The following is a 13,469-nucleotide window of genomic DNA, read 5'->3' on the forward strand; positions in this document are numbered from 1 at the left end:
CCAGCACGCCCACACGAACCCGGGAACCATCCCCGGCGCATGGGCCACACGACGGACGCCAGACCGGCGTCCTGAAAAACTCCGTAGAAAGGAGGTGATCCAGCCGCACCTTCCGGTACGGCTACCTTGTTACGACTTAGTCCCAATCACGAGTCTCACCTTAGACGGCTCCATCCACAAAGGGTTAGGCCACCGGCTTCGGGTGCTACCCACTTTCATGACTTGACGGGCGGTGTGTACAAGGCCCGGGAACGCATTCACCGCGGCGTTGCTGATCCGCGATTACTAGCGACTCCGCCTTCATGGAGTCGGGTTGCAGACTCCAATCCGAACTGAGACCGGTTTTCAGGGATCCGCTCCACGTCGCCGTGTCGCATCCCGTTGTACCGGCCATTGTAGCATGCGTGAAGCCCTGGACGTAAGGGGCATGATGATCTGACGTCATCCCCACCTTCCTCCGAGTTGACCCCGGCGGTCCCCCGTGAGTTCCCACCATGACGTGCTGGCAACACAGGGCGAGGGTTGCGCTCGTTGCGGGACTTAACCCAACATCTCACGACACGAGCTGACGACGACCATGCACCACCTGTGAACCCGCCCCGAAGGGAGGCCATATCTCTACGGCTGTCGGGAACATGTCAAGCCCAGGTAAGGTTCTTCGCGTTGCATCGAATTAATCCGCATGCTCCGCCGCTTGTGCGGGCCCCCGTCAATTTCTTTGAGTTTTAGCCTTGCGGCCGTACTCCCCAGGCGGGATGCTTAACGCGTTAGCTCCGACACGGAACCCGTGGAACGGGCCCCACATCCAGCATCCACCGTTTACGGCGTGGACTACCAGGGTATCTAATCCTGTTCGCTCCCCACGCTTTCGCTCCTCAGCGTCAGTAACGGCCCAGAGACCTGCCTTCGCCATTGGTGTTCTTCCCGATATCTACACATTCCACCGTTACACCGGGAATTCCAGTCTCCCCTACCGCACTCCAGCCCGCCCGTACCCGGCGCAGATCCACCGTTAAGCGATGGACTTTCACACCGGACGCGACGAACCGCCTACGAGCCCTTTACGCCCAATAATTCCGGATAACGCTTGCACCCTACGTATTACCGCGGCTGCTGGCACGTAGTTAGCCGGTGCTTATTCGAAAGGTACACTCACCCGAAGGCTTGCTCCCGATCAAAAGCGGTTTACAACCCGAAGGCCGTCATCCCGCACGCGGCGTCGCTGCATCAGGCTTGCGCCCATTGTGCAATATTCCCCACTGCTGCCTCCCGTAGGAGTCTGGGCCGTATCTCAGTCCCAATGTGGCCGGTCGCCCTCTCAGGCCGGCTACCCGTCGTAGGCTCGGTGGGCCGTTACCCCGCCGACTACCTGATAGGACGCGACCCCATCCCATACCGATGAAATCTTTCCCGACACCCCATGCGAGGAGTCGGAGCATCCGGCATTACCACCCGTTTCCAGGAGCTATTCCGGTGTATGGGGCAGGTCGGTCACGCATTACTCACCCGTTCGCCACTCTCACCACCAAGCAAAGCCTGATGGATCCCGTTCGACTTGCATGTGTTAAGCACGCCGCCAGCGTTCATCCTGAGCCAGAATCGAACCCTCCACAAAAAAACTTTGCAGAAAGCCAACATGTGACTCTCAAAAACAAGAAAATTGACGATCGCCTTATAAGGAAAGGCGCATCGCACGAAAACCTCACCGTCCTTCAAGGCCTCCCGGCCACTCGCGAACGAGCGGACGATGAACTGGCAATCATTGACTATAAAGAAGTAGTACAAATACGCTCTTGAGTTCTCAAACCACCACCGCTCACCCGCCTCGAGGCACCCCAGCCGGGGAACCACTCGCCGAGCGGCAGCGAAGAGTCAATTTACACGAACCCCGGCGATCACGCAAATCGACCCTTCCAAAGATACCCTAGAACCGTTGCAAATAAACACATCCCTCGGCGTGTCGAAAAAGGCCTCCGAACAGCCGTACAGCCAGTCTAGACCCCGAAGACAACGCCTACATGAACCAAAAACAAACTATAAACGGCGTGTCATACCCATATACATCTCATTCCCATGTGATGAATACCCAAATGCAATCGCAAATCATGATTCCAGCGGAACAGAAAGAACAGAAATACAAAAGAGACGCGAAGAAGCATGAAACCTGGCTGCACTTGCGACGGCACGCACGCTGAAATACAACAAGAGCCGCCGACTCAGGGAAGTCGACGGCTCTCGCTGTTTCAATTGTTATTCAGTTATGTTTTGACCTGTGAGAAGGAAGTGAGATCAGGCAGTGACCTCAGCCTTGGCCTTCTTGCGATCCATGTAGCGCTTGATAGCCAGAGCCTCAAGTGCGATCACCAGGATTGCGGTCACGCCCCAAGCCACGTACATGGCGGTCTTCCAGATCGGGGTGGCGACCTTCGGCTCACCGTCTGCATACTGCCAGCTGTTGGCGGCGGTGTACAGAATATTGTGGGCGGCGGTACGCATGGCCTTCACGGAGGTTGCGGACTTGTCGGTGATGTGGTTGGTGATGGAGGTGGTAGCCAGCATGGAATCGTTGCCGTTACGGATTTCCTGATCACCGTTCTGGTAGCCGTAGCCGCCGAAATAATCGGTCAGGACGAAGCCCTTGAAGCCCCACTCGTCACGGAGCACGGTGTTCAGCAGAACGTTGTTGCCACCGGCATAGGTGTTGCCGATGTAGTTGAAGGCGCTCATCACGGCCTGTGCGCCGCCTTCCTTCACGCTCATCTCGAACGGCTTGAGGTAGATCTCACGCATGGCCTGCTCGTTGGTCCAGGTGCAGAGCATCTCAGTACGCTTGGTTTCCTGATCGTTCAGTGCGAAGTGCTTCATGAAGGAGTACACGCCCTTCTCCTTGGCGCCGGCGATCTCGTTGGATGCCATGACGCCGGAGAGCAGGGAATCCTCGGAGAAGTACTCGAAAGTACGGCCGGAGAATGCGTTGCGGTGGATGTTCATAGCCGGAGCGTACCAACCAGCAACATGCATGTCGTGAGCCATATCGCCGATCATCTCGCCGAACTGCTTGGCCAGATCCTTGTTCCAAGTGCAAGCGAATGCGGTGGAAGCCGGGAAGCCGATGGAGCCAACACCAGTGAAGTTGTTGTTCAACGAGGCCGGGCCGTCAGCGTCGGTGAGCTGGATCTTGCCGACGGAGGAGACGGCCGGAGTGCCGTAGCCGCCGTTGGCAATGAGGTTGTCCATATCGTCGAAGGTCAGCTCGTCAAGCAGCTTCTCCCAATCAGCATCGTCGTAATCCTTGCCGTACATGTCGGCCAGGCGGAGGCCATTCTTGGCACCGGTGGTCGGCATCTCGTCGGAATCGTCGTTGAACTGAGACGGATCGTAGTTGGTGTTGTTGTAGAAGGTTTCCTTTGCCTTATCAGACATTTCGAAGTTGGTCGGAGCGGCGGTGGCTTCCTTGTAGTTTGCGAAATGTCCTGCACGGCTCAGGTAGGTCACATCGCCTGCAGCATCATCGAACTGGTTGGTGGCCACGGTCTGGTCGCCATTGTGGGTGTTCGAATCGGAGTCGTAGGTGATGGTGTCGTCCACGGTGATCTTCTTGGAGCCGATCACAGTGTGGGAGTCGGAGTTGATGGAGATGTTGTAATCGCCCTTTTCGAGCACGTATGCCTTGGCATTCTTGTAATCATAGGAAGCCATGTCATCGTCTTCGAATTCGACGGTCACGTCCTCGGAAGCGCCCGGCTCAAGCTTCTCGGTCTTCTCGAAGCCAACCAGGTTGGCACTGGCCTTTTCGATGCCACCTTCGGTGTACGGCGGGTTGTAGTAGACCTCAACAACATCCTTGCCAGCGGTGTCGCCGGTGTTGGTGACGGTCACATCAACGGTGACCTTGCCATCCTTGTACGTCACATCGTTGAGCTTCTGCTCGAAGGTGGTGTAGCTCAGACCGTAACCGAACGGGAATGCAACCATGGAATCGTAATCGATGGCACCTTCGGCCGCTGCGGTCTCATAGAACTTGTAGCCCACATAGATGCCTTCGGAGTAGTTCACAAAGCCCGGGATGGCGGTGACTTCGTCACCAGTGAAGCCCGTGTACTTGGCGGCCTTGTCTTCCATGTTGGTGTATTCGAACTTGCCGAAGTTGTTGTAAGACACCGACTGGGTGAGATCCTTCAGGAAGGTGTCGGAAGTCTTGCCGGACGGGTTGGTATCGCCGGCAAGCACGTCACCGAGTGCGGAGAAGCCGGTCTGGCCTGCAGGCGGGCACCACACGACGGATTTGATCTGCGGATAGTCGTTCAGGAAGTCGAACTGGAAGGTGTTGGCGCCGTTGTAGACGAGCGTGACCTTGTTGAAGTTCTTGGTGACCAGGTCGAGCATATCGCGCTCGGTCTGGCTCAGCTGCAGGAAGCTTTCGCCGTCCTTGAAGTCCTCGTAATCCTTGGAGTTGTTCTCATAGGTGATGCCTTCGGCCTTCATGTTCATCGGAAGGTCAGCGCCCTCGCCACCGACGCGGGTGAGCACTACAACAGCCTCATCGGAGAAGCTCTTGGCATCGGAGATCAGGGAATCGGAATACTGGTCGGCCGGAACCTCAGGCAGGGTCCAATCCTGTGCCCACATGCCAACAACTGGGCGATCTGCACGGTAATCGGTGTACAGCTTGGTCAGGTCGGCGTTGGTCTCGATGCCGGCTTCCTTCATGCCATCAAGCAGGGAAACGGTGTCATACTGGTCAGACATGGAGCCGGAGCCGGTGCCGCCGTATACCGGGTTGGTGGAGCCCCAACCAAACACGTTGACCTTCTTGTTAGCCAGCGGCAGGTTGGAATCATCGTTCTTCAGCATGGTGATGGCTTCCGACTGCACTTCCTTGGCCAGCTCGTTGGCCTTGGAAACAGTGGTGTCAGACAGCATGTACTTGGTGATGGTCGCGTTGTTGAGCAGCGTCGACAGCGGACCGGACAGCATCATGGAAACCGCGACGACAATGCCGACCAAAGCCACAAGCCAAGACTCGGAATGGATGATCTTACGGGTCGCCACTTCCTTCACCGTCTTCTTGTTGACGGCAAAAGTAATGATCAGCGCGAGCACAAATAGCACGCCAATCGCAATCAGGTACGGCGTCAACGAACCGATAACGTTCATGACGTCAGCCATGTTGATTTGCAGCATGGTCTGCCTCCTCCTTGATTCTCATAACCAAACGACATGCAGGCTCCGATTTCCTCATCGAAACCAGAAATCATGCAACGCTGCCCCGCGTCACGCAATTTCCAGAAGTGAAGACACTTCTTCATGTCGATGTTTCGATTTCACCAAAATCCGCGAAAAAAGCACCCTGATTTTTCCCAGCCTGTCGTTTCGCGTGCATAATCTGCATACCACCTGCGCATGTAAAACTACCATTCGTGCACATATAATCCCGTTGCGCGCATGCATCTGGCACAATGTGCGCTCATCCGCAGATTGTTGCAACATCCTTGCCTTGATTGCGGAAATCATCGATCTTCATTGCGCTTCCAACTCCATAATCGCAATTCCTGCGATATTTTCGGCACACTACAGCGAGCTGTTCCAGCGGCAACTTACGTAAGGCAAGTACCATGGGTGCCATGAGCGACTTAAGCGCATTGAATCTGGAGGCAGGCAACCTCGTTGGCGGATACACGTTGATTTCCCGGCTTGGATCGGGGGCGATGGGATCGGTCTGGCGCGTGCGCGATGACGGCGGACACCAGTATGCGATGAAAATTTTGCGCGATTCCCTTGCCGAGGACGATGCGTCCAGCGAACGCTCCCGCGATCAGCTGACCGCACGCGAGCGCCTGCGTAGGGAGGCTATGGCGCTGCAGAAAGTGCGTCATCCGGGCGTGTGCGGCATTGTGGATATGGAATTGGATGATGCTCTGGCCTTCATTGTGACCGAGCTGATCGAGGGCAAGAATCTACGTGAAGATGTGCGTACCAACGGCCGGTATGTGGGCGATGATTTGGAACGGTTGGGACGCAAGCTGATCGAGGCGGTGAAGGCCGTGCATGCGGCCGGGATTGTGCATCGCGATATCAAACCGACGAATGTGATGGTGTCGAATACCGGACCGGTATTGGTGGATTTCGGCATTGCCATGGGCGAGGGCGAAAGTCATGTGACTCGTACCGGATTGGTGATGGGCACGCCTGGATTCATCGCGCCGGAAATCATCGACGGTGCCGAATCCGATGAGATGAGCGATTGGTGGTCGGTGGCGAGCGTGCTGGCATTTGCCGCCACTGGCGAGCCGGTGTTCGGCACGAAACCGATGATGGCGGTATTGGAGCGTGCTGCCGCGGGAAACGCGAATTTGGCGGGATTGCCGGCTGGGACCATGGCCGCGTTCCGTTCGGCGTTGGATCCGGATCGTACGAAACGTTGCACTCCAGACGAGTTGTTGCAGGCGATTGCGTTGGATGCGTTGAATCCGCAAGCTTGGATTTCGGGGAATACTTCGGATGCCGCCGATAGTGCCGGGTCGGAGGCGATGCTCCCTTTTGATGGATCGCCCGACAATCCACGAATGCTTTGGCGGGCGTTAGACCATGTGACGGGAGAAGACGCCATCGGCACGCGCACCTTGCCGCAATTCGTTGAGGCCACGCAGGCAATCGGCGCAACCGTTATTGCTGACATAACCGATACCGTTATTGCCGATGCGCCCGATGTCGGCACCTCGGTCATGGATATCAACGCGCATACCGCAACCATTCCTCTTGGCACCGGCACGCGCGTGCTGCCTGTCAATAGTGGGGATACCAGTGTGCTGCCGCAAGATACACCGCAATCCACGCGGGTGATGCCGGTCCAGGACGCTTGGAATCCCGCTCAAGAGGCCGCACAGATCGACCCGGCCATCAAACCTGCATTGCAGCGCATCGCCAACCAGCGGCCTCCTGCCGTAATACCGAACGCATCGGTTGAAATGGCGCAAAGTGCGCAGCCACAAGACATGCAAACATCTGCCGTGCCAACCGCACCGGTCACTCCGGCCGCGCCGCTCAACCCGAACGTGCCGCAGAGTGTACTGCAGCCGCCGAATCCGGCCGACGTGCAACGCGGCGAACTGCTAGGCAGAGGCGTGCCCCTCTGCGTGCTGATGGCGATTCCTGTGGCCGCATGCGGCCTGTTCTCGCCATGGATCGCCCTGATCGCGGGGGCGCTGCTGGCCTGGTTGCTCGCCACCATTGGATTCAATATGGAGGCGCAGCTGGAACGCGAAGGCCGCCGTGGGGGCAGCCGCAGGACTTCCGACTGGTTCGCCCGCGCCGCCACGCTGCCTTGGCATGTGCTCAAGGGGCTGGGTTATGCGGTGCCACGCGCACTGATCATGGCGGTCATCGCCGCATTAGGATTGACGATTGCCACAGTCACGCTGCAACTGCCGTTTGCCATGGTTGATACGTCGATATTCGGATTCACGATTCCGCTGCCGACCTGGATTGAAGGGCCGGTTTCGCAAAGCGGCGTCGCCCAGGCCGGTTGCTGCGCCATCGGCTGGCTGGTATGCGCCCTCGCTCCGGGAGCATTGGTGCTGCGATTGGGTGCCGGCGCATTGCGCGGCCGCCCGAAATCCGGCACCACTGCCGAATCGTACGATATGTAGTGACGCCATCTCACGAAATACGCAGCGAAAATCAAAAATCGGCAAACGTTTGCAATCATCAGAAAAACATCAGATAATCGCACGTAGTATGGCAACGTGAGCTTTTACGAAATACTTCATTCAGCAATAGCGTGCCCACACTACTATGGTGCACAGCATCGTGATGTGAACATCGAAAGGAATGTGGATGGCCCAGAACAGTAAGGATGCGCAGAAGCGCGCCAGCCGCGCCGAGCGTAGGGCCGCTGAGGCCGCGGAGATGAAGGCTCGCGCCGAACAGATGGAGAAGGAGCGCAAGCAGCAGACCCTCATCGGCGCCATCGTGATGGCGGTGCTGGTGATCCTGGTGGCGATCGGCGCGTTCACCGTGTATCACAACATGCACAAGAACACCGAAACGCAGGCTTCCACCCAGACCGTGGAAGAAGCGTACGACAAGCTGCAGCAAGTCGAAAACACGCCAAAGCTCGTCGATAAGAAGGGCGGATTGCTGATTTCGAAGGATGGCTACGGCAAGTCCGTCGAAGGCGCACCGACTGTTGCGATCTACATGGATTTCCTGTGCCCGGGCTGCGGCAATCTGCATCGTCAGCTTGATGAGGATCTGCAGAAGATGGTCGACGCGGGTCAGATCAATCTTGATTTGCATTTCATGGCGTTTATGGACAAGTGGTCCACCGACGATTATTCAAGCCGCGCAGCGAATGCCGCGATCTATCTGGCCGAGCATGACAGCGATCCGAGCCATCTGATCACCTTCCTCGAAAAAATGTACGCCGAGGATTTCCAGCCTGAGGAAAGCTCGAATTACAAGTCCGTCAGCGACGATCAGATCAAGGAACAGATGATCGCCTCGGGAGTTTCCGAGGATGTGGCGGACAAGGCGTTCGGCCGCGACTACCAGGATTGGCTTGACGCCATCGACACCTATACGCCGAAGCGCTCCGAACTGTGGAACACGTCCGGAACCTACAAAGACAGCATGACCACCCCAACGGTGACCATCAACGGCAAGTTCTGGGATATGAACCAGTTGAGCACTGCGCAGGAGACCATTGAGGAAGGCCTGCTGGAGGCCATCGGAATCAAGTCCGACGACATCGGCAAGGAAGGCGTGATGCCCTCCATCGGCTCCGACAAGGATCCGATCTCCAACACCACTGGCGAGTGATCAGCCCTACGCAATCCTCATAATCGAAAAAATATACCCCCCTACTCGCCAGCGTGCCAGCCAAAGCGCAGTTCCAAGTTGACGGTATCGGGCACGCTGGTTATGCTATTCAATCGTTGCCGTTTTTATGCATTATGCTAGAAAGCGGCACAAGCCTCCTTAGCTCAGATGGCCAGAGCGGCCGCCTTGTAAGCGGCAGGTCGTCGGTTCGATCCCGACAGGAGGCTCGAAACCCGTTTTGACGGGCTTTGACCTCTTACCATGGGTAAGTGATCCAGAAGCCTTCCCCCAACTTATGGCTTCTGGCGACCGGACGAGGCTTCCCCCAACCTGCCTCGTCCGGGCAGGGGGCAGGACATCCCCTTCTCTCCTGCCCCCTTTTTTCTTTACTCCTTTTCCTCGAAAATGTGGCGGTATAGATAAAGCCAGCGGAAACCATGCCATTCGTCCCGATCTGACCGTTACAATGACGGCGATGTAGGCAGTCGCTGGAAAGAGGACGTATGACAAGAAGGTGGACCCCCCGGAGATTCGTGACGCTTCGGCGTGTTCGAGTGACGGCATGCGTGGTCTCGTTGACGCTCGCCTCGACGCTCGCATTCGGCGTAGGCGCGCGCAAAACCGTGGCTCTGACCATCGATGGCGAAACCACCACCGTAACCACATACGCGATGAGCGTCGACCGTCTGCTGCAGGAACGCGGCGTGAAGGTCAAAACGCATGATCTCGTGGAATCCACCAGCCCCACCAGCATGCTGAGCAACCATGACGTGGTGACGGTACGAAGCGCCTACCAGACCACCATCACCATCAACGGGCAGGAAGTGCCCTTCTGGACAGTGGCGACCAGCGCCGAACAGCTGATCGGATTCTTCGAACAAAACGAAGCAGACGCGGCAAAAGTCACCGTCAATATCGACAACGTGTACAACAAACTCACCGGCGGACTGATCATCAACCAAAACGGGCCGGTCACCGTCATCGCAGACGGGCAAAGCTCCGAATCGCCGAATGGCAAACTGCCGGCGGCCTCCATTCTTGACTCCAAAGGCATCACGCTGAACAAGGAGGATCGCGTCAGCGTCGAAAAAGACAACGGCGAAACGATCCTGCGCGTCCGCCGCGTGACGCACGGCGAGGAAACACGCACGAAAGCGGTGCCTTTCGGCACGCAAACCATCGTCGATCCCAGCCTGCAGACCGGCGAAGTCGTAGTCAGGCAGGAAGGCGAGGACGGCGAAATCCAGCAAACGTACGACGTCACGTATGTGGACGGCGAGAAGGAAAGCGAGACGCTGACCAACGAAACGACCACGAAAATCGCCCTCGATCAGATTATCGCAGTAGGACCGGCAGCATCTTCCGACGATTCGGGATCGGATGACGGATCCGGCAATTCCGGAGATACCGGCAATTCCGATAATTCCGGAAAGAACGACAATTCGAACAAGAACAACAATTCCGATAATTCCGACAAGAAAGACGATCCGAACAGTAATTCCGGCAATACGGATAATTCAGACGACAACAAGAAGGACGATTCCGGATCGAAAACGGACCCGGATCCGACGCCAACTCCAGACCCGACCCCCACGCCAACTCCTGACCCGACCCCCACGCCGGATCCGACGCCCACCCCGACACCGCAACCTTCCGATCCTTCGGCAGGATGCCGCCTCTATCACCCCTCCCCCGCGCAGGCACAGGCCTACGCGGCCGGAGCCGCGGCGCAATATGGCTGGACCGGGCAAAACTGGACCGATCTGGTGAAACTGTGGACGCGTGAATCGAGCTGGCTGTGGTATGCGGAAAACGCATCTTCCGGAGCCTACGGCATCCCGCAGTCGCTTCCTGGCAGCAAAATGGCGGCATTCGGCGCAAACTGGCGTGACGATGCGGCCGTGCAGATCGACTGGGGCCTGAGCTACATCGCGCAACGCTACGGCAGCCCGTCGAAGGCATGGGAGCATTCCGAGCAGGTCGGATGGTATTAAACAACGCCGATCGCAACAATACGCAAACGCAACAGCGCACACTTTTCATACCAGTTGAACGGATAATGAGGTAATGACAGAACACGCGAACGAAACCAACGCAACCGACGAAACCGCGCAAGGCCGCCTGTTGGGGGCTGCCGACATTCGGCGTATCGCGGCCGAGGCCGGTATCAGCCCGACGAAAAAATTCGGGCAGAATTTCGTAATCGACCCGGGCACGGTTCGTCGTATCGTGCGCGAGGCAGGTGTGACCGCCGACGATCATGTGCTGGAAGTCGGACCTGGACTCGGTTCACTGACATTGGCGATTTTGGAAACCGGCGCCACGATGACCGCCGTGGAGATCGACCCGCCCGTTGCGGAACGACTGCCCGGCACCATCGCCGAATTCATGCCGGATGCGGTGGATCGTTTCCGCGTGGTCAATCGCGATGCGTTGACCGTGACGCCGGAAAATCTGCCTGATTTCCAAAATGATGATTCGTTTACACTGGTCGCCAATCTGCCATACAACGTGGCCACGCCGATTCTGCTGACCTTGCTGGAACGTTTCGACAATCTCGGCACGTTCCTCGTGATGGTGCAGAAGGAAGTCGCGGACCGACTGAGCGAAAAGCCCGGTTCAAAGATCTACGGCACTCCAAGCGTGAAGCTCGCTTGGTATGGTACCGCGGAACGTGTGGGCATTATCGGGCGCAATGTGTTCTGGCCGGCACCGAATGTGGATTCCGCGCTGGTGCTGTTCAAACGATATGAGGGCGGGCACACGCCTTCGGCCAACAATCCCGACGGTTCCGTAGTGGACCGCGAAAACGTGTTCCGTCTTATCGACGCCGCATTCGGCCAGAGGCGCAAAACCCTGCATGCCGCGTTGAAGAAGATCGTGCCCTCCGAAGCGTTCGAGCAGGCGGGCATCGATCCGACGCGCCGTGGCGAAACGCTTGCCATCGACGAATTCGTGGCATTGGCACGAGCCGTGGGCGAGGTGTCGCAAGCATGAGCGACGCCAACACCGCAATCAACACGGTCAGCGTGGACTGCCCGGCGAAAACGAATCTGACCCTGCACGTAGGCAGGCCACGCAGCGAATGGGGTGGCCGACACGAGCTCGACACCATCTACTGCGCCGTCGGCGTGTACGACACCGTCACCACCAGTCGCAAAAAGCCCGGATCCGGTTTCTCCCTGAATCTTGAAGGTGCCTATCTTGGCGATCTGGCCTCCTCCGGCAGCGACATGCGACGCAACCATGCCGTACTCGCCCTGTTCGCCATGGCCGAAGCGAGCGGCCATGAACCGGATGTGGCGTTGAACATTGAAAAACGCATTCCCGTTGGCGCGGGCATGGCAGGAGGTTCCGCGGATGCGGCCGCCACGATTCTGGCATTGAACACGCTATGGAATCTTGATTGGTCCATTGAACGGTTGCAACAGGTTGCCGCCACATTGGGCGCGGATATGCCGTTCTGCCTGACCGGAGGCTATGCGCGAGGCACCGGCTTCGGCGAGCAGATCGAACAACTCAGCGAAAACAGCGACGCCGTGCTGGAACTGACGGATCAGGGCTTTGCAGGCCGTCTGCTGGTCGGCGCGTATCAGGCGGAACTGCGCACGCCGGAAGTGTATGCCATGTTCGACCAAATCGGCGCCGGCGCAACCGACAACAATCATCTGCAACAGGCGTCGATCTCACTGCATCCACGCAGCGGACAGGCGATCGACGAAGCGTTGCAGGCAGGCGCCAAGCAGGCGTTCGTCTCCGGATCCGGCCCTTCCGTAATCGCATTCGTGCCAACCGACGATGCGGCACGCGCCGTGCAGTCGGCATGGCAACAAAGCCGTTGCGTCGACCGCATCATCGCCACCAAGGCACCGGCCCATCCGATTGTGCATATCATCGCGTAACAGTAAGGTTGAAGTCAACCGATTTTTGGAGAAGGACTCGTACATGACTCAGGCTAACGACGAGCGCGCCGCGCGCAAACAGTACATTCGCCGCCGTCAAAAGGTGGTGTTCACCATCACCGGCACCATTTTGACGATCGCATTGGTGATTTCCCTGCTGTTCTTCTTCCATGTTGGAGGATTGGGCAATGTCAAGTCGGCCGCGGTACAGCCGAATTACGGCCAGCAGGCCCCTTGCGCAGCACAGGAACAGGACGGCAGCAAAGGCAAGTACGTGGAAAACCGCAACATCACCGTGCGCGTGCTCAACGGCACTGAATTCGCCGGCTTCGCGCAAGCCGTCAGCAGCGCGTTGCAGAACCGCGAGTTCAACACCCAGGCAGCCGGCAACTACACCAGCTCCAAAGTGGAACGCACGATGATCATCTTCGGCAAGAACGCCATCAATCAGGCGTACACGGTGAACAGCAACTTCACCGACGCGACGATGGTGATGGACGATCGTGAGGATATGCTGATCGACGTTGTGGTTGGCGCGACTTTCGACAATCTGCAGAATCAGAAGAAGGTGCCGACCGCCGGCAAGGAGATCGACAGCTTCGAGGGATGCGTTACCGTCGACAAGATGACCGACGTACAGAAGGCCCCCGAACACGACGCCGTGTGATTTGCAGATTTTTTGATTTGCAGATTTTCGGATTGACCTCACGATTTCGATTTTTCACTGAAAATCAAGGTCGTGAGGTC

General features: G+C 57.5%; 7 protein-coding genes, 1 tRNA gene and 1 rRNA gene. 7 read left to right on the forward strand and 2 right to left on the reverse strand.

The features are described from left to right. Positions 1–87 precede the first annotated feature (87 nt). Positions 88–1,615 (reverse strand): 16S ribosomal RNA (locus BBPC_RS09200). Between the two features lie 674 nt (positions 1,616–2,289). Further along, positions 2,290–5,184: a glycoside hydrolase family 3 protein gene (locus tag BBPC_RS09205; RefSeq protein ID WP_004222689.1), complete on the reverse strand. Its 2,895-nt coding sequence runs from the start codon at positions 5,182–5,184 to the stop codon at positions 2,290–2,292. Positions 5,185–5,615: 431 nt separating this feature from the next. On the opposite strand from BBPC_RS09205, the gene BBPC_RS09210 reads away from it, so the two are divergent. The 7 genes from BBPC_RS09210 to BBPC_RS09240 all read left to right on the forward strand — a co-directional run bounded on the left by BBPC_RS09210 (position 5,616) and on the right by BBPC_RS09240 (position 13,389). Continuing rightward, on the forward strand, positions 5,616–7,649 hold the full coding sequence (locus tag BBPC_RS09210) for a serine/threonine-protein kinase (protein ID WP_004222694.1): 2,034 nt from the start codon (positions 5,616–5,618) through the stop codon (positions 7,647–7,649). A gap of 187 nt (positions 7,650–7,836) precedes the next feature. Next, positions 7,837–8,820: a DsbA family protein gene (locus BBPC_RS09215; protein ID WP_033524151.1), complete on the forward strand. Its 984-nt coding sequence runs from the start codon at positions 7,837–7,839 to the stop codon at positions 8,818–8,820. A gap of 153 nt (positions 8,821–8,973) precedes the next feature. Continuing rightward, positions 8,974–9,047 (forward strand) — tRNA-Thr (locus BBPC_RS09220). 276 nt (positions 9,048–9,323) lie between these two features. Then, positions 9,324–10,814, forward strand: a complete 1,491-nt coding sequence (locus BBPC_RS09225; RefSeq protein WP_033524152.1) for an aggregation-promoting factor C-terminal-like domain-containing protein — start codon at positions 9,324–9,326, stop codon at positions 10,812–10,814. 73 nt (positions 10,815–10,887) lie between these two features. Continuing rightward, entirely contained in the window at positions 10,888–11,817 is a 930-nt protein-coding gene (rsmA, locus tag BBPC_RS09230; RefSeq protein ID WP_004222702.1) for a 16S rRNA (adenine(1518)-N(6)/adenine(1519)-N(6))-dimethyltransferase RsmA, read from the forward strand. Next, positions 11,814–12,722 (forward strand): 4-(cytidine 5'-diphospho)-2-C-methyl-D-erythritol kinase, encoded by a 909-nt coding sequence (locus BBPC_RS09235; protein ID WP_004222715.1) that lies wholly within the window; start codon positions 11,814–11,816, stop codon positions 12,720–12,722. The genes rsmA and BBPC_RS09235 overlap by 4 nt, the downstream gene beginning before the upstream one ends. Positions 12,723–12,765: 43 nt before the next feature. Beyond that, positions 12,766–13,389, forward strand: a complete 624-nt coding sequence (locus tag BBPC_RS09240) for a LytR C-terminal domain-containing protein (protein ID WP_004222719.1) — start codon at positions 12,766–12,768, stop codon at positions 13,387–13,389. Positions 13,390–13,469 lie beyond the last annotated feature (80 nt).

It is taken from the genome of Bifidobacterium pseudocatenulatum DSM 20438 = JCM 1200 = LMG 10505, from assembly GCF_001025215.1.
GTDB classification, from domain to species: Bacteria; Actinomycetota; Actinomycetes; order Actinomycetales; family Bifidobacteriaceae; genus Bifidobacterium; species Bifidobacterium pseudocatenulatum.

What these genes read in the sequence shown, in the direction of transcription:
- BBPC_RS09205 (WP_004222689.1), bottom strand. Translation starts at nt 5,184, where the DNA reads ATGCTGCAAATCAACATGGCTGACGTCATGAACGTTATCGGTTCGTTG.
- BBPC_RS09210 (WP_004222694.1), top strand. Translation starts at nt 5,616, where the DNA reads ATGGGTGCCATGAGCGACTTAAGCGCATTGAATCTGGAGGCAGGCAAC.
- BBPC_RS09215 (WP_033524151.1), top strand. Translation starts at nt 7,837, where the DNA reads ATGGCCCAGAACAGTAAGGATGCGCAGAAGCGCGCCAGCCGCGCCGAG.
- BBPC_RS09225 (WP_033524152.1), top strand. Translation starts at nt 9,324, where the DNA reads ATGACAAGAAGGTGGACCCCCCGGAGATTCGTGACGCTTCGGCGTGTT.
- rsmA (WP_004222702.1), top strand. Translation starts at nt 10,888, where the DNA reads ATGACAGAACACGCGAACGAAACCAACGCAACCGACGAAACCGCGCAA.
- BBPC_RS09235 (WP_004222715.1), top strand. Translation starts at nt 11,814, where the DNA reads ATGAGCGACGCCAACACCGCAATCAACACGGTCAGCGTGGACTGCCCG.
- BBPC_RS09240 (WP_004222719.1), top strand. Translation starts at nt 12,766, where the DNA reads ATGACTCAGGCTAACGACGAGCGCGCCGCGCGCAAACAGTACATTCGC.